Annotated in this window: 19 protein-coding genes; 7 read left to right on the top strand and 12 right to left on the bottom strand. The window is 58.1% G+C overall.

The window, feature by feature from the left end; translation table 11 throughout:
• The first annotated feature begins 134 nt into the window (after positions 1-134).
• Complete coding sequence (locus ABD827_RS17320) at positions 135-428, top strand: hypothetical protein (protein ID WP_344965942.1); 294 nt, start codon at positions 135-137, stop codon at positions 426-428.
• Between the two features lie 88 nt (positions 429-516).
• Here ABD827_RS17320 and ABD827_RS17315 read toward each other — a convergent pair whose 3' ends face one another.
• From ABD827_RS17315 to ABD827_RS17295, 5 genes are all read right to left on the bottom strand, one after another.
• Positions 517-1,050, bottom strand: a complete 534-nt coding sequence (locus ABD827_RS17315) for a CIA30 family protein (RefSeq protein WP_344965941.1) — start codon at positions 1,048-1,050, stop codon at positions 517-519.
• Between the two features lie 534 nt (positions 1,051-1,584).
• Positions 1,585-2,454, bottom strand: coding sequence for a hypothetical protein (locus tag ABD827_RS17310; RefSeq protein ID WP_344965940.1), 870 nt, complete (start codon positions 2,452-2,454; stop codon positions 1,585-1,587).
• A 34-nt stretch (positions 2,455-2,488) separates the two neighbouring features.
• Positions 2,489-4,006 (bottom strand): molybdopterin-dependent oxidoreductase, encoded by a 1,518-nt coding sequence (locus tag ABD827_RS17305; protein WP_344965939.1) that lies wholly within the window; start codon positions 4,004-4,006, stop codon positions 2,489-2,491.
• A gap of 13 nt (positions 4,007-4,019) precedes the next feature.
• The gene (locus ABD827_RS17300; RefSeq protein ID WP_344965938.1) at positions 4,020-4,547 is read right to left on the bottom strand and encodes a hypothetical protein; all 528 of its coding nucleotides are present in this window, start codon (positions 4,545-4,547) and stop codon (positions 4,020-4,022) included.
• A 316-nt stretch (positions 4,548-4,863) separates the two neighbouring features.
• A complete protein-coding gene (locus ABD827_RS17295) occupies positions 4,864-5,823 on the bottom strand; it encodes a LysR family transcriptional regulator (protein WP_344965937.1) in 960 nt (319 codons plus the stop codon).
• Positions 5,824-5,972: 149 nt separating this feature from the next.
• Here ABD827_RS17295 and ABD827_RS17290 point away from each other — a divergent pair, with 149 nt between their 5' ends.
• A complete protein-coding gene (locus ABD827_RS17290) occupies positions 5,973-6,911 on the top strand; it encodes a sodium-dependent bicarbonate transport family permease (protein ID WP_344965936.1) in 939 nt (312 codons plus the stop codon).
• A gap of 61 nt (positions 6,912-6,972) precedes the next feature.
• Here ABD827_RS17290 and ABD827_RS17860 read toward each other — a convergent pair whose 3' ends face one another.
• Positions 6,973-7,071 carry a putative transporter small subunit gene (locus ABD827_RS17860; RefSeq protein WP_425568018.1) on the bottom strand — a complete coding sequence of 33 codons (99 nt, stop codon included), beginning with the start codon at positions 7,069-7,071 and terminating at the stop codon, positions 6,973-6,975.
• A 76-nt stretch (positions 7,072-7,147) separates the two neighbouring features.
• Entirely contained in the window at positions 7,148-8,470 is a 1,323-nt protein-coding gene (locus tag ABD827_RS17285) for a purine-cytosine permease family protein (RefSeq protein ID WP_344965935.1), read from the bottom strand.
• A 270-nt stretch (positions 8,471-8,740) separates the two neighbouring features.
• On the opposite strand from ABD827_RS17285, the gene capB reads away from it, so the two are divergent.
• The 3 genes from capB (at position 8,741) to ABD827_RS17270 (ending at position 13,645) form a co-directional block, all read left to right on the top strand.
• On the top strand, positions 8,741-10,480 hold the full coding sequence (gene capB / locus ABD827_RS17280; protein WP_344965933.1) for a caprolactamase subunit beta: 1,740 nt from the start codon (positions 8,741-8,743) through the stop codon (positions 10,478-10,480).
• A 27-nt stretch (positions 10,481-10,507) separates the two neighbouring features.
• Positions 10,508-12,589 (top strand): caprolactamase subunit alpha, encoded by a 2,082-nt coding sequence (capA, locus tag ABD827_RS17275; RefSeq protein ID WP_344965932.1) that lies wholly within the window; start codon positions 10,508-10,510, stop codon positions 12,587-12,589.
• A 108-nt stretch (positions 12,590-12,697) separates the two neighbouring features.
• A complete protein-coding gene (locus tag ABD827_RS17270) occupies positions 12,698-13,645 on the top strand; it encodes an AraC-like ligand-binding domain-containing protein (protein WP_344965931.1) in 948 nt (315 codons plus the stop codon).
• Between the two features lie 135 nt (positions 13,646-13,780).
• Here ABD827_RS17270 and ABD827_RS17265 read toward each other — a convergent pair whose 3' ends face one another.
• Together ABD827_RS17265 and ABD827_RS17260 are read right to left on the bottom strand one after the other, a co-directional pair.
• Entirely contained in the window at positions 13,781-13,912 is a 132-nt protein-coding gene (locus ABD827_RS17265) for a putative transporter small subunit (RefSeq protein ID WP_298716202.1), read from the bottom strand.
• On the bottom strand, positions 13,909-15,603 hold the full coding sequence (locus tag ABD827_RS17260) for a sodium:solute symporter family protein (protein WP_344965930.1): 1,695 nt from the start codon (positions 15,601-15,603) through the stop codon (positions 13,909-13,911). The genes ABD827_RS17265 and ABD827_RS17260 overlap by 4 nt, the downstream gene beginning before the upstream one ends.
• Before the next feature lie 415 nt (positions 15,604-16,018).
• On the opposite strand from ABD827_RS17260, the gene purE reads away from it, so the two are divergent.
• Positions 16,019-16,513: a 5-(carboxyamino)imidazole ribonucleotide mutase gene (purE, locus tag ABD827_RS17255; protein WP_298716208.1), complete on the top strand. Its 495-nt coding sequence runs from the start codon at positions 16,019-16,021 to the stop codon at positions 16,511-16,513.
• Positions 16,510-17,577 carry a 5-(carboxyamino)imidazole ribonucleotide synthase gene (gene purK / locus ABD827_RS17250; RefSeq protein WP_344965929.1) on the top strand — a complete coding sequence of 356 codons (1,068 nt, stop codon included), beginning with the start codon at positions 16,510-16,512 and terminating at the stop codon, positions 17,575-17,577. Before purE ends, purK begins: the two co-directional genes overlap by 4 nt.
• A 94-nt stretch (positions 17,578-17,671) precedes the next feature.
• Here purK and ABD827_RS17245 read toward each other — a convergent pair whose 3' ends face one another.
• The 3 genes from ABD827_RS17245 to ABD827_RS17235 form a co-directional block, all read right to left on the bottom strand.
• Entirely contained in the window at positions 17,672-18,952 is a 1,281-nt protein-coding gene (locus ABD827_RS17245) for a TRAP transporter large permease (protein WP_344965928.1), read from the bottom strand.
• Positions 18,949-19,614, bottom strand: a complete 666-nt coding sequence (locus ABD827_RS17240) for a TRAP transporter small permease (RefSeq protein ID WP_344965927.1) — start codon at positions 19,612-19,614, stop codon at positions 18,949-18,951. The genes ABD827_RS17245 and ABD827_RS17240 overlap by 4 nt, the downstream gene beginning before the upstream one ends.
• Before the next feature lie 74 nt (positions 19,615-19,688).
• The gene (locus ABD827_RS17235) at positions 19,689-20,711 is read right to left on the bottom strand and encodes a TRAP transporter substrate-binding protein (protein ID WP_344965925.1); all 1,023 of its coding nucleotides are present in this window, start codon (positions 20,709-20,711) and stop codon (positions 19,689-19,691) included.
• Positions 20,712-20,852 lie beyond the last annotated feature (141 nt).

Genomic DNA, 20,852 nt, shown 5'->3' with positions numbered 1-20,852 from the left:
ATCAAGGGAAAAGGATTTCTTGTTCTAAGTTTTTTGATGATTTAAGAGGTTTTTATTCTCTAGAGTTTCTCCAGTAAGCATATTTTGTAATTGTCGATACAATCCCTAAACCTAATTTTCCTGAATTGCGCCAAATGGGGTTGGGTGATTTTATTGATATGGAAGCACACGGGATTACGTATAAAAATACTTATTACGTCCTCCCTCATCTAGCATCAAATTTACGTTTACACTTTCATGAGCTTGTCCATGTTGCACAATGGGGACATTTAGGTGCAATACCATTTATAGAACGTTACATTACTGAAATTAAAACTTTGGGCTATGGTGAGGCACCTTTGGAAAAAATGGCATACGGTTTTGATTCTCACTTTATGAATGGTGGAGAAAAAATTGATGTGCCAAATTACGTTGCACAAAAAATATAAAAAAAGCCAGTAAGCAGGACGCAGCAAAGCTGCGCCTCTACTAGCGGCGTTAGCATTTTTGCTAAATTTAAGCCTCAGCTCTCATGGCTTATATAAAAAAACCTAATCGCCGCACACAAACATCAACATCGAATTCTTGACCTATGGCCACCACGGCAACGCTTTTTATCTCTGCTGGCTGCAGTTCTGCTTCGGTGCGATGAGCGAGCAGTTGCGCAAAGGGCACAATGAATCGAGTCCATTGTGGCTCCACGGACAAGGTGTAGCGAAAAGACTGCCAAGGTCGGGTTAGCTGAGCGGTTTTTACATGCAGATTATAATCGTGGGCGTTGCCGGCCAGTTCAATGAAGACTCCTTTGTAGTCAGCACTTAGCTCACTTGGCTCAATATCAAGCTTCATCTGCACGAATCCGCCGTTGTTATCAAGGCTGGTGCGGCCCACTAAACACGTACAGGGCGAATGATGACGTTCTTCCTGGTGTTGTGTCGCACTGGAGACACCGCCCATCACCTGATCACTGATTACGCTCCAAGGTGAAGGCTCATGCTGGGCGGAGTTATAAACATCAACCAATTGCTCCGCACCAACGGCCGGGCCGTGAGTTTTGATATTGTCATTCATAAGCGATACGCGCTCCTCGGCTTCTGGATGAGTGGTGACTCTGTTTGCGGCGCAGCTTCAAGACTGCCATCCAGAAACCATACCGTTGTCGGCCAACAAATAGTTCCCGTTTGTTGCGGGCCAGATGGGTCCTCCACAGGCATAGCGCAGCCCAGCCCGGTGTCATACCAACCTAAGTAAAAATGTGATCTGTTTTAAAGCTGGATACTCGAGGCAATAGAGCCACCTCCCACGACACGCCATAGACCCATCCCTGGGGGCTCGTGAAATGCCATCCCTGGCATTTCACGGTCGTGGGAGCTGAACTCTGTTGCCTCTCCTTAAGCACCGAGTTGTCTGCAGGGCGTTCCCACAGGCGACGCCGCAGCACAGGGGCGGATGAAGGGTTCTACTCAAGCGACCATCACATGACAGGACGTCATGTGCTGAGCGTCGCAGGGATGCGGTTCAGCGTGTCGGTGGAGTAGCCCCTTCGTTCGACCTTTACAGGGTAGCTACATAGATCAGTTAGTTTACCAGATTGGTGTCAGGCTCTTATTCGGTGAGCGGCTGTGGGTTGCGGATACGATGGCGGCGGGAAAATTTTCCACTTTCCGCTTTCTCCGCCTGCTTAAGCGCAGACTCGGCCACGGATGCAGGCGAGGCCAGGCCGAGTTCCTGCAACGCTGTTTCCGCGCGCTCTGCCCGCGCCTCGAAGGCATGCAAAGCAGCCAGGGCTTGCTCGTCGAGGCGTCCCTTGGACTCGAAGTACTTCAGTCGCGGGTAGCGCCCGGCCAGCGCCACTCCCCAGTTAAGCGCGGGGTTCCACCATGAGTTGATGTCGCGCCCCTTGCCGGTAAGGTGCTGTTCCAGCACGTCATCGAGTGCGCCGTTCAACAACTTCAGGTCGAAGTCGGTGCCTGGTACCGAATGAGGTACAGAGCCATCGGGGGCAGCATCATAGGCATCAACGCCCGTTCGCGAGGGCCCAGTACGCGTATCGCGATAGCGGGCGAGGGTCATCACATCGCTTGCCAGCACCGGTTTGTTGACCGGCAGGCGGATAGCCTCGGGATCTCCCATCAGCTGGCCCCAGGACATACGAATGAAGGTGTGTTGGTCTTCCATGCCGGGATGCGTGCATCTAAGGCCAATGGCATAAGCTTCCAGGGGTTCCTGCATGAACTGAAACCCGGTGTAGCGCGCCCAGCGGACCACGAGAAACTCATGGGAAGCGGCGCCGGGCAGATGGAAATTAACCTCTTGCAGGTAGTCCAGCACGATCTGCACCTGTTCGTCCGACAGCTCAAGGTCCTCGTGCAGCGGGTACATACCTTCAAAGGTGTTGCGCACCGGTCTGGGCCGCGCGGCCATGTAAGCATCCAGCTCGGCCTGGGTACCTGGGCGTGTTTTTTTCAGTGGCATGAATTCTTTCCTTTTCTTTTCTTTTCGCGAACGGTCAGATCAGCTGGTTGCGGTCGAAGAAGTCGGTGTCCTCGAAGTAGCCACCGCGGCCCTTAAGGATAATGTCGTAACGGTTGACCACCTCAATACGTTCCAGCCACTTCAGGCTGCGAAACCCGGTCGAGGTTTCCAGGCGCAGCCGCACCGGTCCGCCATTCTTGGCCGGGATCTCGCCTTCGTCGTTGAGTTCAAAGGCAATCAGCGTCTGGGGCATCCGTGCCTCCACCATAGGGGTGGACTCGTAGTAGCTTCCCCCCTCATACAGAACATCATCGCGGCCCATGTTCTGGAAGCTGGTGTACACCACGTCAGTCGCGCCGGGCAAGGGCTTAACAAGATCCAACAGGTCGGACACGGTAATGCCGCGCCACCGCCCAATCGAGGTGAAGCCCTGCACACAGTGGTGCAGCGTGGTCTGAGAGTGGCCAGCGGCAAGCTCGCGAAGATCCGCAATGGTCAGCGTCATCGGGCGTTCAACGTAGCCACCGATCTCGAGCACGTAGTCGTCCTCGTAGCCGTTGGCCATCAGCGCAAGGTACTCGGCAGTTTCTGGTGGTCGCCCGCTGCCACGGAAGTTGTGGGTGGCGTTATCGAGACCCACTTCTTTACCCGTGATATTGGAGCGATCGTAGTTCATGCGCGCGGGCAGCTTGTACAGCAGATTCGACCATGGCCGCACAATCAGGTTATGCAACTTCTCAACGGCACGGCCGTCCGCCAGGGTCCAGCGCGTGGCGACCACGTGCAGAACGATGACCAGGACGAGGCCGATGGTGAAAATAACGCCGCCCACAACAGGATTATCGGAGTGGCCCAATACCATCTTTGATGTCTCGTGCAGGTAGCCGTGAAGAAAGACCAGCGGCAGGTGTATGGCGAAGAAGGCGACGTAGCCAACCAGGCACAGAAAGTGTGTGCTGCGGATCACCTGGCGGCCACCGAGTATGCGGGTAATGCGCGAAAAATGGTTGGCAATGGCCGGAGACTGAAAGGCGCCGGTCAGAATGACCAAAGGCGTCAGTATTAATACGACAAAGCCGTAAGACAACTGCTGCAAGGCATTAAATACCATGCCATCGACGGGGTGGGGCATGGTGAAAGCAAGGTAGGCCAGCATATCCTGACCCGCCTGAGCAAAGGTGTCCCAACTGGTGGGCACGTAGCGCCGCCACTGACCGGTAACCAGCAGCAATACAAAGTAGATTACCCAGCAGCTAACAAAACCCGTCACCGCCATAAAGTGCCAATATCGCCCCAAACCAAGCAGGCGATGGCCGGGGAGCGAAATACGGGGAGAGTAGTCGCTGTCCTCGCCGCCCACCGTGTAGTATTTATGCTTCGGCTCCTGCTGAACCGTAAACTTGGCCCAGGATGTGCCAGGCACTGTATGCTGCGAGCGGTAAAGCTTGGGGTAGGTGCCCAGAATTTCCAGGCCCGAGCGAACGAGGAACGAAATAAAGATGATGTTGAGGAAGTGCTCCACACGAAGCCACCACGGAAATCCGAGATCCATTGATAAAGCCTTATCAGTCTAAAAAGTGTTGGTTGTCGGGAGCGGCGACGATCATCCCGTAGCGCAGTGCCCAAAAAAGCACCACGTAGGCCAGGGAGGCCAACAGCGTCAGATTCCACATGGCGGCGGTAACCACACTGGCCCCATTCCAGACGTAGGGCGCATTGCCCAGCAGGCCGCCGAGGTAGATCAGCAGAGAGAGCAGGGCGATGGGCAAGCCCCATTTCCAGATGCGGACAGAGGTCATCAAACCCACGGCAACGAACACGACGGCAGCCCCACAGATACTCCACAGCGCCAGGGTCGCGAACAGAAAGGGCTCCTGGTTCGATAGCGCAACCGCCGCCGAAGCACCGCCGATCACGGCGATCACGGCAACGAGTAGCAGCCGAGTGGTTCGCGGCAGATTGATACGGATGTAGCGCAAAAACGGCGCACGCTTTTGGCCTGGCTTGATGTGCTCAAGCACTGGCTGCGTCGCGTTTTTGGTGCCACGAAAGTCCACACCAGCGCGCAGAGCAGGAGAGTTTTCATCTTCCATCGCTATATATTGTCTCCCTCGAAAATCATTAGTGCTCTCCCTGCCTGTCCACATGCTGCGGTAGGGAGCCATTTAGGTATAGATAGACGAGCCCCAAGGGTATGAGCTCTCCCGGTGGTTTTCAACCCAGGTTCCCCCAAAATCGGGACGCCACTTTAAATAGCTCCGGTATCTGACTCTGTTCGAGATAGGGTTTTCGGTAAATATGTCGTTTGATATTGGATTCGCAGTGAGTTTCGGAATCAATACATCAAACAGCTCGATTACGGCTGGGGTTCGATATTCATCTCTTGTGACTCGACAATCATGTCTGCATTCAATGATCGGTATTCAGCTGCCCCAGCAATTCCGCCAGATCGTTCTGGATATAACGCTGATCGACGCAATGGGCCAGATTGTCGTTGATAAAGCGCACGAAGTTGGCGGCGGCATAGGGCATGCGCCGGTTGCTGTGGCACACCAGATACCAGTGGCTGCCGAGCGGAAACCCGGGAATGACCGGGCGGCCCACCTTTTGATCGCCCTCGGCCAGGGTGTGCTCCGACAACACCGCCAGCCCAAGCCCTTGCTCCACGCTCATGCGGATCACCTCGTTGCTTTCTATCTGCATCACCCGCTTCAATTGCGAGTTGCGCTTGCGCAGCCATTCCTCAAACACCAGCCGGGTGGCGCTGCCCGGCTCGCGCAGTAGAAACCGCTCTTCCAGCAGAGCCGAGAAATCGGTGGGAGGATTATTTACCGCCCAGTGATCCGGCGGAGTAATCAACACCAGGGGATTATGGATAAAACGGCCACTCAGGGTGTGCTCCCCGGTGGGCGGGTGGCTGAACAGATAAAGATCGTCCTGCTGGTGGCGGTGGCGATCCAGAATATAACCCCGGTTGCCGACGCTGATCGATACCTCCACCCCCGGAAAATTCCGGTTAAAGGGCCCCAGCAGGCGCGGCAATATGTACTTGGCGGTGGTCACCACGCCAATGCTGAAACTGCCGCGGGTGCCCTGGCGAGCATCCTGCAAAAAGCCGTTGAAGTCTTCAAAACGGCTCAGGGCATCCAGGGCCGCATGATACAGCTCGGTGCCGACCAGGGTCGGCGTAATGCGGCCATCACCGATGATCAGCAACGGCTCGCCTACCGCTTCGGCCAGGCGTTTGAGCTGCTGCGACACGGTGGGTTGGGTCAGGTGCAGCTGGCCGGCGGCCCGGGATACCGAGCCCAGGCGCACCACTGCCACATACACCTGCAGCAGGCGAAAAGTCAGATGACGAACATTCATTGATAATTATCTATATTGAAAGTTATTAACATTTATTGGTAACTATACTTTGCCGTCAGCACAATGTCAGCCGTCTTCAGGTCAACCCGGCAGCGCACTGCCCGCATTCGGTTGACCAACATTGCAACATAATGAAAAGAGAGGAATTCATGCCGGATATTGTGGTGGCGTTTTTTGCGCTGGGTGTCATAGCGGGCCTGGCCCGTTCGGATCTTAAGGTGCCCAAGGCGGCATATGACACCCTGAGCATACTGCTGATGCTGACCATCGGCTTCAAGGGCGGGCTGGCGCTGCACGGTAACCTGCACTGGGGGCTGGTGCCCTCGCTGCTGGCGGTGGCCTCTTTGGGGGTGCTGATACCGCTGCTGTGTTATCCGGTGGCCCGGCGGTTGCTGCGGCTCGATCAGGCCAACAGCGCCAGTCTGGCGGCGCATTATGGCTCGGTCAGCGCCGGTACCTTTGCGGTCGCCCTGGCCTATGCCCAGAGCCTGAGTCTGGAGATTGCGCCCGAGACCACCCTGTATCTGGTGTTGCTGGAGCTGCCCGCCATCATCGTGGCCATTTCCCTGTACAAGCGGCTGTCGGGGCAGGGCGCACAGAGTAGTAATGGCGGCGTGTGGCACGAGGCGCTGACCAGCCGCGGCGTGGTGCTGCTGACCGGTGGTGTGCTGATCGGTTATTTCTACGGACCCCAGCAGGCGGCGCCGGTGAGTGATTTGTTCATCGGTGCCTTCAAGGGCCTGCTGGCGCTGTTTTTGCTGGAAATGGGCCTGTGTGCCGCCAAGGCGCTGTGCCCGGTGCCTTGGCGTCGCTGGCCGGTCATGCTGTTTGCGCTGTTGGCACCGCTGGTACTGGCCGGGCTGGGTACCCTGATGGCCCTGCTGTTGGGACTGCCGCAAGGCACGGCGCTCATTCTGGTGGCGCTGGTGGCCAGTGCGTCCTACATCGCCGCCCCGGCGGCCATTGGCGCCGCCATCGACAAGGCAGACATAGGGCTGGCCATGCTGGCGTCATTGGCGGTGACCTTTCCCTTCAACGTGCTGGTGGGCATACCGCTTTACGCCCGCTGGCTGCAGAGCTTTTACTGACCATGAAAAAGGCGAACCCCGGGGTTCGCCTTTGTCTTACCAACAGCCGTGATACCGGTGGTTACACCAGTTCGCGGTTTTCCTTCTTGGCGGCGCGTACGTCTTTCAGTACCGCCTTGCAGATCACCACCAGCACCCACAGGGTGAGGGCGGGCCAGATCAGAATAAACGTCGGTTATTTTGTTTGAGTCACAGCCGGACATAATGCGCCGGCTGCGGTTGTTGCTTCAGGGTTGCTATGCGGAGGCCAGGCGGGCTGAGCGCCGATTGAGCAGACTATAGAGGACGAAGGCGGTCACAAAAGACAGGGGGGCCGACAGGTTGCTCCACTGTTCGCCCATCATCATGCAGCCGATGCCGAGCCCCGCTGCCGCCAGCCAGGCACTCAGGCCGGCCGAGCGCAAACGAGGAGCCTGCTCGCCGTAGCGTACCGTGCCCGGATCGAAGAAAATATGGCTCAGCGCCAGACCCACCCAGGCCACCACGAAGATGCCCTGATAGGCCAGCGCCTGCAGGATGAACTCGAACACATTGGTCAGCATCAGCAGATAGACCACCACGCCCACCAGCACGCCGCAGGCAAGCTTCGGCAGCCGCAGACCCAGCCCTTTTTCCAGACAGCTCTGCAGGTTGATGGTAGCCAGATAGAAGTTGGCGGTGTTGATGCGGGTCTGGCTGACCCAGACGAAGGCCAGACCGGCAAAGCCCATCAGCTTCAGTAGCGCCAGCACCACCGACACCTCGGTTACGGGCCCATCGGTGGGAATGCTGGCGGCCAGGAAGATGCCGACCACGCCGTTGACCAGAAAGGTAAACGCATAGAAGGGCAGGCCGAAATTGAAACGGGCGTGGTAGTCGGCGTCTTCCTCCTTGCCCATGCGGGCATAGTCCCAGGTGTACATCATCAGGATCCACACTCCCATGAAGTAGCTGAAGCAGCGCCACCAGCCGTCGGCTGGCGCACCGCCTTCCGGCCCCAGTTCCAGCCAGGCATGGCTGTAGCCGTAGGTGTTGAGGGTCATCAGCACCGCCGCCGCCAGCCCCAGCAGGTAGAAGGGCAGCAGCACGCCGTTAAGCTTGTCGAGCCAGCGCTGCACGCTGCCCAGCACCAGAGGCACGCTGTAGAGCACCACCAGCAGATAGGCCTGGTTCAGGGTCAGGGACGGAAAGTAACCCTGAATGGCCACCGCGATCACCGAGCCTTCGAACACCCCGTAATAAATGGCGGTGGCGAAGAAGATCAGGGTGGCAAGGGCCGCCCCCGACCTTCCCAGCAGGGTTTGGGAAAAAAGCCCCACCGACAGCCCGGTACGGATGGCATGGCGGCTGATAACGGCATTGATCAGGCTGTAGCACAGTGCCGACAGGCCCAGACCGATAAGGGTATTTACGGTGCCGTAATGAATGGCCAGCGTGGCAGACACGACCAGCCAGAACATGGCACTGCACACCGACCACCAGGCCATGGTCAGGCCGAAACGGGACATGCGTGCGCTCTGGGGCACGGGTGAACGGGTAAAGTCCGGATCCGAACTCTGGGGATGCGAAATATTCGCCATGGCAAACTCCTTTTCACGCGGGATAAGGCTCAACCCCTGTTGAGCCATTACTAACCCATGCAGCATAAAAGGAGCCGGCAGGAAGAAAATTGCACCTGAGCGCATCGGCTATTGCCAGCCAGTGCATCACCGCCGGGTGCGTTGATGGTCAAAAGCGGGTGCGCTCATCGTCAATTCGGCCGGGGGGAACGGCTTTTATACTGGCGGCGAAACGTTGCGGTAACAGTTTGTTAACCGTCATTCAGCCAGTCATAAAACGGAAGGTAGACGATGGCCACACATGTAGATCCCATAACCCTGGCGGTGGTGCGCGGAGCGCTGGAAACCACCCAGCGGGAAATGACGCTCACCCTGGAAAAAACCGGGCGATCCAGTGTATTCAACCTGGCTCACGATTACAGTAACGCCCTGTTCGACCATTTTCCCGAGATGATTCTTCAGGGGCAGGACATTCCCATTCACCTGGGCTCGCTGATCCCGGCCATGAAGGCGGTAGCCGAATTTTATGGCGACGATATTCAGGAAGGGGACGTCATCTATCACAACGACCCGGCCTACAAGGGCAGTCACATCCTCGACTGCTGCATGTACAAACCGGTGTTCTACCAAGGCGAGCTGGTGTTCTGGACCGTGTGCAAGGGTCACCTCACCGACATCGGCGGCCCGGTACCGGCCGGTTATAACCCGGACGCCAAGGAAATTTACGCCGAGGGCCTGCGCATTCCGCCGGTCAAGCTGTGGGAACAGGGCAAGCCTCGGAACGACGTGATCAACCTGCTGCTCACCAACATGCGCGCAAGGCGCGATCAGGAAGGGGACATCAACGCCCAGTACGGCGCCTGCCGGGTGGGGGAGCGCAATCTGATTGCTCTGCTCGACAAATACGGGGTGGACACGGTCAAGGCCTGCATCGCCGAGCTGAAAGACATGGCCGACCGGCAGATGCGCTCACTGATCCGCGACGTGCCCGATGGCGTCTACCATGGCAGTGCCATGCTGGAAGATGCCGGCCACGGCTTTGGCGAGATGGAGATCACCAGTACCATCACGGTCACCGGCGACCAGCTTCACATTGCCGTGCAGAGCCCGCCGCAAATCCCGTATTTCATCAACTCTTACGAGGGTAACTCTCTGTCCGGCGTCTATCTGGGCCTGATGATGTTTGCCCAGCTGCCGCCGCCCTACAACGAGGGCCTGTATCGCTGTGTAACCGTGGATCTGGGCGAGAAGGGTACCCTGTGTAATGCGGTTGAGCCGGCGCCACATGTCAACTGTACAACCACCCCAATGGAAACCCTGACCGACGCCGTGCGCCAGGCTCTGGAGCAGGCCGCTCCCGAACGGGTCACCGCGTCCTGGGGCCATGCCAGCGGCATCAACATAGCGGGCATGGATCCGCGCAGCGGCGAACAGTACGTGACCATGGTACTGGCGTCCATTATCTCCGGCGCCGGTGCCACCCAGGTAATGGATGGCTGGCACGCGGTGGGGCCCTTGTGCTGCTTCGGTGCGCTCAGCTCCGGTGACGTCGAGCTGCTCGAATATTCCTATCCCATCATCATTCACCGCTACGGCCTGCTGCAGGACAGCGGGGGTGCCGGCAAGTATCGCGGTGGCTCGGGCACGGCCTGGGAAGTGGAGCCGAGAGATCACGAAATGCAGGTCATCGCCTTCGGCGAAGGCCGCCAGATTGCCACCCTGGGGGCGGCAGGTGCCGAAAACCTGCTGCTTGAGCCCAAGCTGGGCAAGCTGGTGGTGGACAGGGCAGACGGCCAGCAGGTGCACAAGCACAACACCATGCTCACCATTAAACCGGGCGAGCGGGTAACCAACATCAACCCGGGCGGTGGTGGCTATGGCCCGGCCTTCGAGCGGGACCCCCAAGCTGTGCTGGAAGACGTGCGCAACGGTCTGGTATCGCTGGAAGCGGCCGAACTGGAATATGGCGTGGCGCTCAACCCCGACTGCCTGAGCGTGAACTGGGCCGAGACCGAACGCCTGCGTGGCTGAACTCTTTAAAAGGTAAGGAAACTGATTATGCGTAGCAAATATCGTCTGGGCGTGGATGCCGGCGGCACCTTCACCGATTTCGTACTGGCCGAGAACGACGGCAACATTCGGGTATTCAAGAGCCCGTCTACCCCCGAAGACGGCACCATTGCCATTCACCACGGCCTGGGACAGATTGCCGAGGCACTCAACAAGCCGGTGAGCCAGATAGTGCAGGAATGCGATTTGTGCATCAATGGCACCACGGTGGCGCTCAATGCGTTAATCGAGAAAAAAGGGGTCAAGGTGGGTCTGCTGTGCAGCACGGGCCACGAAGACAGCATAGAAATTCGACTGGGCCACAAGGAAGAAGGTTATCGCTACGAGGCCGACTTCCCCCCGGCTCACATGATAGTGCCGCGCCATTTGCGCCGGGGCATAGACGGTCGCTTTCTGGCCGATGGCACCGAGTACAGCCCGCTCAACGAGCAGCAAATCCGCGAGGCGGCGGCCTATTTCAAAGAGCAGCAGGTCGAAAGCGTGGCCATCTCCTTCCTGTGGGCGGTGCGCAACCCGGCCCACGAGCGGCGAGCCAAGGAGCTGATCGAGCAACTGCTGCCCGGGATCTTCGTGTGTACCGGCAGTGAGGTATACCCGCAGATCCGCGAATACAGCCGCACCTCCACCACGGTCGTGAACGCCTACCTGAGCCCGGTGATGCGTCGCTATGTGGAGCGTATCGACGAATACTTCAGGAATCTGGGCGCCAAATACCCGGTGCGTTACTTTCAGTCCAACGGCGGTTTGGCCATCGGCGAGGCCATGCAGGGCAGGGCGGTCAACGCCATCAACTCGGGCCCGGCCTCGGCGCCCCAGGCCGGTCTTTACGTGGCGCGTCCCTTCGACATCGAAAACGTGATTACGGTGGACATGGGCGGCACCTCGTTCGACATCACCCTGACCAAGGACAGCCACACCAACCTGAGCAAGGACATCGACTTTCTGCGCTACCGTATCGGCGTGCCCATGATCCAGGTGGAAACCCTGGGCGCCGGCGGCGGATCCATCTGTCAGGTGGACGAATTCGGCATGTTGCAGGTGGGCCCCGAAAGTGCGGGCGCAACCCCTGGGCCCGTGTGCTACGGCAAGGGGGGCACCCGTCCTACCGTGACCGACGCCAACCTGGTGCTCGGCTACCTTAACCCGGACGCCGTGCTCGGCGGCACCATCCGTCTGAATCGGGATGCGGCCTGGCAGGCGGTGAAAAAGCATGTGGCCGACCCGCTAGGCATCAGCGTGGAAAAGGCGGCCTACGGTATCAGCACCATCGTCAACCTCAACATGGTCAACGGTATTCGCCGGGTCTCCATCGAGCGGGGCTATGATCCGCGCGACTTCGCCCTGGTCTGTGCCGGTGGCGCGGCCGGCATGCACATCAGCTCCCTGGCCGAGGAAATTGGCAGCCGTACCGTGCTGGTGCCCAAGGTGGCTTCCGTGTTCTGCGCCTTCGGCCAGATCATCTCGGACGTGCGCTACAACTATCTGGCCTCGGAACCCATGCCTATTCATCGGGAGGCGGAACTGAGCCTGCTCAACGAACGCTTTCACGAGCTGGAGAGCCAGGGCACCGAACATCTGCTGGCCGATGGCTTCCAGTTGGGCGACATCAGCCTGTCGCGCAGCGTGGAAATGCGCTATCAGGGGCAGATCCACGAATGTCCGGTCGAACTCCCCGGCGGCGAAATTACTCCCGATACGATAGACGGCCTGCTCGAGGCCTTCCACCGCCGCCACGAAGAGCTGTATACCTACAGCGAGCCGAACAATCCGGTAGAGTTGGTGAACATTGAATCTACCCTCACCGGCAAGGTGAGCAAGCCGCCGGCGCAGCAGCTGGCCGCCACTGGCCGCACCCTGGCCGACGCCTTGATGGGCCACAGACCCATGCTGTTCGATGCCGACGGCCACTGGATTGAAACCGGTGTCTACAGCGGTGAACGGCTTGACGTGGGGCTGGAGATCATGGGGCCGGCAGTGGTGGAAGAGCCGACCACCAACATAGTGGTACGTCCGGGCTGGTGCCTGGTGCTGGAGGCCAACAACTGCTATCGCCTGACTCGATTGAAGTAATGTAACATCTTTATCACAATGTCCCTTGTGATTGCCGCCGGCCCGGGTTTACCATGGCCGGCGTTTTTTTGATCGAACAAGACGCAATGGATTTGCGAAGGAGCGAGCATGCATTCATGCCATCTCACCACGCTGTTGCCGATGCCGGAGCGGCAGGACTACTGGCGTGAGGTGATAGGAAGCACCTATTTCGATATGGACCTGCGTTTCACCGAACGACAGGGCTTTTACGGGCAGTTGTGGAACTGGGACGTGGCGCCGTTTGGCATCTCGTTCCTGAGCAGCTCCCCTACCCAGTACCAACGTCTGCGGCAGCATATCAAGCCGCACGGCGATAACCATTTTCTTATCACCATTCCCGAGCGGCAGGAAGTGCATTTCAGCCAGGATCGGCGCAGCGTGCGTTGCCGACCCGGCAGCTTCATTCTGGAGCGTAGCGACAAACCCTACGAATTCGAGTATCAGAACGACAACAGCCTGTGGGTGCTGCGGGTGCCCGACTCTTTGCTGCGTGCCCGATTGCGGCTGCCCGAGCGCCACCTGTTCAGCGAGTTCGATCGTAGCCAGGGGTTGGGTGCCGTTTTTTTCGATTTTTTCCGCAGCATCACCCAGCAGGTGGCCTATTTGGACGACCGTCAGACGGAGCCCCTGCTGCGCCAGCTGATAGAACTGTTCGCACTGGCGGTGGAAGGCGATCCGCGTGCCATCGCCAGTGAAGACAGCGGCTTGTGTCAGGTGCATCAGCAACGGGTGGAGCAGTATATTCGTGAACACATCCGTGATTCGAATCTGAACCCGGAACAGGTGGCGGCGGCCTGCGGCATCTCTACCCGCTACCTGCACAAGCTGTTTCAGGGGGAGGAGTTTAGTGTAAGCCAGTGGATCCGCGAAATACGCCTGCAGGGAGCCGTGGCCGACATCCGCCGCAGCGGCACAGGCAGAACCCTGGCCGATATTGCCTATAAATGGGGCTTTAGTGATCAGGCTCATTTTTGCCGCAGCTTCAAGAGTCGTTTTGGCATTACCCCCAAGGAAGCCCGACAGCCTGGGGGATGAGCCGAGTGCCTGTATAAAAGTGCAGGAAATAAAAAGAGATGCGGCCGAATAATTGGCTGCTGATCCTGTGCTGACCATGAAAAAAGGCGAACCCAAGGGCCGCCTTTGTTGTTTTACCAGCCGTGATACCGGTCATTACACCAGTTCGCGGTTTTCCTTTTTGGCGGCGCGCACGTCTTTCAGTACCGCCTTGCAGATCACCACCAGCACCCACAGGGTGAGGGCGGGCCAGATCAGAATATAAGCGCCTAATGTCAGTTCGTTCATGAAGACTCCTTGGCCAGATGGACGGATTTCAGGGAGACCGGGTTGTCGTGAAGGGTAGCGGACCCGGTGTCATAATTGCCGACACGCTGGGCAATCAGCGCAAAGTCGAACTCCTGGCGCTGCATCAGGCTCATTACCACGCACACCAGGGTGCTGACGCCGTAGGCCACCAGGGATGACAACAACACCGTGTATTCACGCAAGAAGCCGGTGGCAAAGAACATCAGCGCCACCCCGGCAATAATGCCGGCCGCAAAACCGGCGCGGGTGCCGAGAAAGCCGAACACCATCAGGCCGACTACCACGCCGCCACCTATGCTTGCCAGCAGTTCGAACAGCACGCCAATGGCTCCGGTCATGGGCAGCAGTTCGAAACGGGCGATGCAGAACATCAGCAGGCCGGCAATCACCGCGCTGGTAAAGGCGCGATTGGTGACCCGGTTCCAGAAACAGCTGGCGATAACCGGAAACACAATGGCGCCCCACAGCGCTCCCACAAACACCAGCATCACCAGAATGTCGAGCGAGAAGCTGGCAAACACGATGCCGATCATGGTGGCCGCCACCATGGTCAGGCGGCCGATAAACAGCATGCGTTTGGGATCGGCCTTGCCTTTGGCGATGTTCTTGCCGTAGACATCGGCCATCATGATCGCCGACAGGGCAGACAAGTCCGAATCGGCGGTAGACGACAGCGAGCCAATCACCAGAATGAAGAACAGGGCAATGAACACCGGCGGCAGATAAGCAGACACCATTTGCGGGATCAGGTTGTTCATGTCGCCGTTCAGCGGCTCCACCCCGGTGGTGAGCGCCATCAGGCCAATCATGCCCAGGCCGATCACGATGGCACCGTAGCCGAGGGTGGCGGTGATGAAGGTGGGCTTGATGTGTTTTTCGTTTACCGCAAACAAACGCTGGGCAATGGTCTGGTTACCAATGGCATAGGCCAGCACCGCCACGAAGTAGGGCGCGCCCTGATGCATAATGGCATCCATCGAGAAAATATCGGCCTGCTCCAGGCTGAGATTGTCGAAGCCGTTCAGCATTTCGCTTGGCCCGCCCATGGCGAACAGCACCGCAGGAATAATCACGATGGCCACCGCCATCAAGGCTATCAGCTGGGCAAAGTCGGTCAGTACCGAGGCGCGAAAGCCCGACCACAGGGTATAGCTCAGCACACCGGCACCGGCGATGATCACCCCGGCCTGAAACGACAGCGGTGACAGCACCGACACCAGGGCACCGGCGGCGGTAAAGTTGACCATCAGGCTGATGAGGCTGCCCAGCAGATTGGACAGGGCCAGGATCAGCTGGCTTGAAGAGCCGTGACGGGCATGAATGATTTCACCCAGGGTATGGGCATTGGGCGCCAGCGCGCGAAAACGGCGGCCGAAGGGATAGATGAACAGAATCATCAGCGCACCCCAAAAGCCGTAATGCAAGGGGCCAGACACCCCGTAGGTGTAGCCCGAGGTAGCGGCAGCATAGAAAGAGGCCGCCCAAATCCAGGTGGCAGTCATGCTGGCCGCGCCCATGCCGAAGCCCACACTGTGGTTGGATACCATAAAGGCGTCGGTGTCTTCCTGTTCCTTTTTGATAAAGGTGGTGATCAGGTAGGTACCACCATAAAAGGCGGCCAGTAACAGCAGCACCGTAGTGCTGGAAAATTGATAGAGCTCCAAGTTCATCTCCTTGTCGTGCGAGTGAAGCAGACAGATACGCAGGCAAACGGCACCGGATAAACGGCACCGAACCTGGCGCAGGTTAAGACGACCTGGCTAGCGGCAACGGACGCGGGAATCCCTGACGGGATCGGCATTAAATAACAGCAACTTACTTAGAGACGTTGGCGATAGCCTGGTAATGTGCGGTCGACGGCACGGGGCCGTGATTCAGGGAACAGATTCAATTGCGCCTATCATATGGCGGTCACCTCCTTAAAAATGCATGTTGGCCAGCTTTTGAGCGACTATACCTTAGCGACAGCGTCGGGTAATGTCCACCCTTGGGCGGTTGCCGACTAGCCGCCAAACCGTCGTTTCGGTATAATCCGCGCTCCCCCGGATCCACCTAAATGCTGAACGTTGTTGAACAGGAGTTGTCATGCAAGCAAAAGTTGCCGTCATCATGGGCTCGAAAAGTGATTGGCCCACCATGCAGGGCGCAGCAGAAATCATGGACAAGCTGCAAGTAGCCTATGAAGTGGAAGTGGTGTCGGCTCACCGCACCCCAGATCGACTCATGGAGTTTGGCGAACAGGCCGTGGCGCGCGGTTTTCAGGTTATCATCGCCGGCGCCGGCGGTGCCGCGCACCTGCCCGGCATGGTGGCGTCCAAGACCCGTTTGCCGGTGCTGGGTGTACCGGTACAAAGCAAGGCGCTGAACGGCATGGACAGCCTGCTGTCTATCGTGCAAATGCCCAAAGGCGTGGCCGTGGGCACCCTGGCCATCGGCGAAGCCGGTGCCTTCAATGCGGGTCTGATGGCCTGCCAGATGCTGGCCAACAACGATCCGGCCCTGGCCGAGCGGCTGGACGCCTTTCGCAAGGCACAAACCGAGACCGTATTGGGTAACCCCGATCCGCGGGAGGAAGCATGAGCCGTATCTGGGTACTCGGCGCCGGCCAATTGGGCCAGATGCTGAAGCATGCGGGCATGCCGCTTAATCTGGACGTGCGTCCGGTCGACATCGAGTCGGAAGAGACCTTTCCGCTGCTGCCGCACGAGCAGGTGACCGCCGAGCGGGAACAGTGGCCCGACACCGCCGCCACCCGCCAGCTGTCGGCTCACCCGGCGTTTGTTAACCTCGACACCTTTCCCATTCTGGCCGACCGCTTTACGCAAAAGTCGCTGATCGACAAGCTGGGTCTGGCCACCGCGCCCTGGCAGCTGGTTGAAACCGAGACCTCCGCCGACGATCTGCACCAGCAGCTGGGCGAGCGAGTGCTGCTCAAGCGCCGCACCGGCGGTTATGACGGCCGTGGCCAGCACTGGCTGCGTGATCCGGGCCAGGACGCCATTCCCGATGACTGGCACACCCAGGCCATTGCCGAGCAGGCCATCGACTTCGACGAAGAAATGTCGGTCGTGGGCATGCGTGGCGCCGACGGTCAGTGCTTTTTCTACCCGCTGACCCTCAATCTGCACGTTAACGGCATTCTGCTGGGCTCGGTTGCACCATTGGCACGGCTGGCTCATTTGCAGGCCGAAGCCGAGCAAATGCTGGCCACCCTGATGAACGACCTCGATTATGTGGGCGTGATGGCGATGGAATGCTTCCGGGTAGGCGATCACCTGTTGATCAACGAACTGGCACCGCGCGTGCACAACAGCGGTCACTGGACCCAGGCCGGTGCCAGCGTCAGCCAGTTTGAAGCTCATTTACGTGCCGTGGCCAAGCTGCCGCTGGTGGAACCGCGAGTGAAAAACCTGAGCGTCATGGTCAACCTGGTGGGCGTAGACAAAGACGACGCCTGGCTCTCGGTACCCGGTGCCGAGCTGTACTGGTACGGCAAGGAAGTACGTCCCGGCCGCAAGGTGGGTCACATCAACTTCTGCCTCGACAACCATGCCGACACCAAGGCGGCGCTCGACCAGCTGCAGCCTATGCTACCCGGCCACTATGTGCAGGTACTGGACTGGCTGCGCAGCCAGCTCGACTAAACTCAAAAGCCCCGCACAAGCGGGGCTTTTTGTTGGTGAGTTGCGTAACGCGTGGGTATGTATCCTTGTACCTCACACCTTATATTCCAGAACGTTACCGGAACGCGAGATCTCTCAGCAGCAGGGCTATCTGCGGAAAGGCAATCAGCAAGACGGTCACCACCAGCAGGATCAGCAGGAACGGCGGTACCCCACGGATGACATCGATAAACGGACGCCTAAACACGGCGACGGCGGTAAAGATGTTACAGCCGAACGGAGGGGTGGCGGCGCCAATCGCGACCTGCAGGGTGATCAGTACGCCTACCAGCACGGGGTCAAGCCCGGCGGCCTTGATCAAGGGCGCGAAGATGGGCACCAGAATCAGGATCACCACCACCGAATCGACGAACATGCAGCCGATGAAAAAAGCGATGTTGATGGCCACCAGCGTCATGATGGGGCCCGCTTCATCCAGCCCTATTGCGGCGATAAGTTGCTGGGGGATCTGGGCGTAAGATAGAACCCAGGAAAAGGCGGCCCCGGCGGCGATCAGGATGAACACTACCGAGGTGACGGCGCTGGTGGACAGGGCGATATCAAAAATATCGCGAACCTTGATTGAACGAAAGACCACGACTTCCAGCAGCAAGGCATAAAGTACGCACACGGCTGCCGCTTCGGTGGGGCTGAAAATGCCGCCATAGATGCCACCGACCACGATGGCCGGAAACCCCAGCGGCCAGACAGCGCGGCGAATGGATACCAGGCGCTCCGCCCAGCTGGCACGGGGTTCAACGGGAATATTGTGCCGTTTGGCATACCAGATGCAGTAGAGTGAAAACAGCACTATGATCAGCAGCCCGGGCCCCAGACCGGCGATGAACAGCTCCGAGATCGAGGTGCCGGAGATGACGCCATAGATAATCATGCCGATGGATGGGGGGATCAGGTACGCCAGATCGGCGGCATTAACGATAAGGCCAATCGAAAAGGAATCGTTGTAACCGGCCTTCAGCATGCGTGGGCGCATGGCGCCGCCGACCGCAACCACAGTCGCCTGGGTTGAGCCGCACACGGCACCGAACAGGGCGCAGGCGGCGGTGACCGACACGGCCAGTCCGCCGCGGATGTGACCCATAAAGCGCATCACCACATCTACCAGCCTATCGGCCGAATGGCCCCGGGTGATGATATCGGCGGCGAGAATAAACATGGGCACGGCAATCAGGGCAGACGGTTTGACTCCGCCGATCATCTGTTGTACGACCATCTGCAGGCTCAGGTCCGGCATATAGAGAATAAAGGCCAGCATGGCCGCCGCCAGCAGCGGCATCATCATCGGGAAACCGGCCAACAGCAGCAGGATCATTACTCCCAGCATCATCATCGTCATGATTTATTCTCCTGATAGCCAAGTGGTTCACTCGTTGCTTTTACTGTCTGCTCTTGATCGGGGTTTTCAACCGTATGATCCTGTTGGTACAGATGCATTACTTCGGCAATCTCGGGGTCCAGATATTCATCCACCGTGGTGAACGAGATATAGACATGCTCATCGGACAGATTCAGGTTTCTGAATGCGGTCAATACATACTGAATGCCGGTGACGGCGAAACCGATCACCACCCAGATGTAGGTCAGGTAAAGGGGAAACTGCAGTGCAGGGGTAACCCGTCCGCGGCTGGCCAGCTTGGCGACGTACTCGAAGGCATACCAGGCGAGCATGAACATGGCCACCGCGGTCAGGGAGGCGATAACGATCATCAGCAGTTTCTTGTAGCGTGCCGACAACAGGTCATAGAGCGCAGACATGCGAATATGACGGCCCTTGCGGGTCACATACCCCAGCCCCATAAAGGTGATGATCACGATCAGGAATTCGTTGAGCTCTTCGGTGAAATAGATACTTTGCGAAAACAGGTAACGGCCAAACACATTGGCAATGGTGTTGGTGGCCATGATGATGATGCCCCAGCCAAGCACGTAGATCTCGGCTTTGCCGATGAGCTTGTCGGTAAGGGTCAACATTCTGGTCAGGGCGGTATATAAGGGCATCGGCTTGACCTCGGTCCGGGTAAGCGGAGTAAAAGACCAGCCCCCTTGCCGGGCAGGGAGCTGGCAACGGCAGGTTAATGTGTGGTCGTGTCGACCTCGGTCAGCAGTGCATCGAGCAGAACCTGTCCCCGTTCTCCGGTGATGTCGATATAGGCCGAGTGGGTGGCCTTGCTGCGTTCACGGAAGGCGGCGCGTTCTTCTGCGGTCAGCTCAATCATTCTGATATCGGGTTTGGCCGCCTTGATTTTGGCCAGCTTGTCTTCGTTGAACTGCTCGACCACGTCGTGCATGAAGTTCTGCATGCCGGCGGTGGTGTCGCGGATTAGCTGCTTGCGATTGGCGGGCAGGCTGTCATACCAGTCGGTGCCCGACATCACAGTGGTGACCAGCTCCTGCTCACCGGCCCAGATCATGTAGTCGGTGACTTCGTAAAACTTCATTTCTTCGATGGCCGGCACCGGGTTTATCTGGCCGTCGACCTGCTTGAGCTGCAGGGCACCATAGACTTCGCCAAAGGGCAGCGGAGTGGGGCTGGCACCCAGATCATCGTAAGCCTTGAGCAGAATGGGAGAGACCATGACGCGCATCTTGAAGTTATCGAAGTCGGCGGGGGTGCGAATTTCCCGGTTGGTGGTCCAGACCTGCGGGCCTTCGGAGTACATGGTGTGCAGTTTCAGGCCCTTGGCTTCAAAGTCCTTACCGAGTTCATCGTAAATCACCGGACTGGAACCCAGTAAATTGGCGGTAGCGTCCGAGTCTGAGGGCAGGGTATAAGTCAGCAGAAAAATCTGCGACTCGGGTACTATGGTGCCCAGGTTGCCCACCGAGACGTTGGCAAACTGCACTACGCTGTCGGCGACCTGTTCGACCAGCTCGGTGGGGGTACCCAGAGAGCCGAGGGGATAGATTTTGATGGTGACATCGCCGTTGGTCTTGTCTTCGATGCGCTTCTTGAACTCCTGAGCGTAGGCATCCATGATCGAACCGGGAATTTCCTCGATGGCAAACTTCCATTCTTCGGCCATGGCGAGGGCGGGGGTCAGGGCGACAGAGACTGAAAGTGCCAGTGCTTTCAGTTGTTTTTTAAATGCGGTCATGTTCATCATCTCCTTCGATTGCCAGGTTGTTTTCTTGTGACAATAATGTGAATCCATTCGTAACAATCGCAGTATTGCAAAGCGCCATGCATCCAAAAATATAAATTTTGATATGTATACATTTTAAAAATTAATGTATTT

The sequence above is a fragment of the Oceanisphaera sediminis genome (assembly GCF_039539745.1).
GTDB lineage: Bacteria > Pseudomonadota > Gammaproteobacteria > Enterobacterales > Aeromonadaceae > Oceanimonas > Oceanimonas sediminis.
This window is presented reverse-complemented; position numbering and strand designations above follow the sequence as displayed.

Coding starts and splice junctions, on each gene's coding strand:
- ABD827_RS17320 (WP_344965942.1), top strand. CDS start 135: ATGGGGTTGGGTGATTTTATTGATATGGAAGCACACGGGATTACGTAT.
- ABD827_RS17315 (WP_344965941.1), bottom strand. CDS start 1,050: ATGAATGACAATATCAAAACTCACGGCCCGGCCGTTGGTGCGGAGCAA.
- ABD827_RS17310 (WP_344965940.1), bottom strand. CDS start 2,454: ATGCCACTGAAAAAAACACGCCCAGGTACCCAGGCCGAGCTGGATGCT.
- ABD827_RS17305 (WP_344965939.1), bottom strand. CDS start 4,006: ATGGATCTCGGATTTCCGTGGTGGCTTCGTGTGGAGCACTTCCTCAAC.
- ABD827_RS17300 (WP_344965938.1), bottom strand. CDS start 4,547: ATGGAAGATGAAAACTCTCCTGCTCTGCGCGCTGGTGTGGACTTTCGT.
- ABD827_RS17295 (WP_344965937.1), bottom strand. CDS start 5,823: ATGAATGTTCGTCATCTGACTTTTCGCCTGCTGCAGGTGTATGTGGCA.
- ABD827_RS17290 (WP_344965936.1), top strand. CDS start 5,973: ATGCCGGATATTGTGGTGGCGTTTTTTGCGCTGGGTGTCATAGCGGGC.
- ABD827_RS17285 (WP_344965935.1), bottom strand. CDS start 8,470: ATGGCGAATATTTCGCATCCCCAGAGTTCGGATCCGGACTTTACCCGT.
- capB (WP_344965933.1), top strand. CDS start 8,741: ATGGCCACACATGTAGATCCCATAACCCTGGCGGTGGTGCGCGGAGCG.
- capA (WP_344965932.1), top strand. CDS start 10,508: ATGCGTAGCAAATATCGTCTGGGCGTGGATGCCGGCGGCACCTTCACC.
- ABD827_RS17270 (WP_344965931.1), top strand. CDS start 12,698: ATGCATTCATGCCATCTCACCACGCTGTTGCCGATGCCGGAGCGGCAG.
- ABD827_RS17265 (WP_298716202.1), bottom strand. CDS start 13,912: ATGAACGAACTGACATTAGGCGCTTATATTCTGATCTGGCCCGCCCTC.
- ABD827_RS17260 (WP_344965930.1), bottom strand. CDS start 15,603: ATGAACTTGGAGCTCTATCAATTTTCCAGCACTACGGTGCTGCTGTTA.
- purE (WP_298716208.1), top strand. CDS start 16,019: ATGCAAGCAAAAGTTGCCGTCATCATGGGCTCGAAAAGTGATTGGCCC.
- purK (WP_344965929.1), top strand. CDS start 16,510: ATGAGCCGTATCTGGGTACTCGGCGCCGGCCAATTGGGCCAGATGCTG.
- ABD827_RS17245 (WP_344965928.1), bottom strand. CDS start 18,952: ATGACGATGATGATGCTGGGAGTAATGATCCTGCTGCTGTTGGCCGGT.
- ABD827_RS17240 (WP_344965927.1), bottom strand. CDS start 19,614: ATGCCCTTATATACCGCCCTGACCAGAATGTTGACCCTTACCGACAAG.
- ABD827_RS17235 (WP_344965925.1), bottom strand. CDS start 20,711: ATGACCGCATTTAAAAAACAACTGAAAGCACTGGCACTTTCAGTCTCT.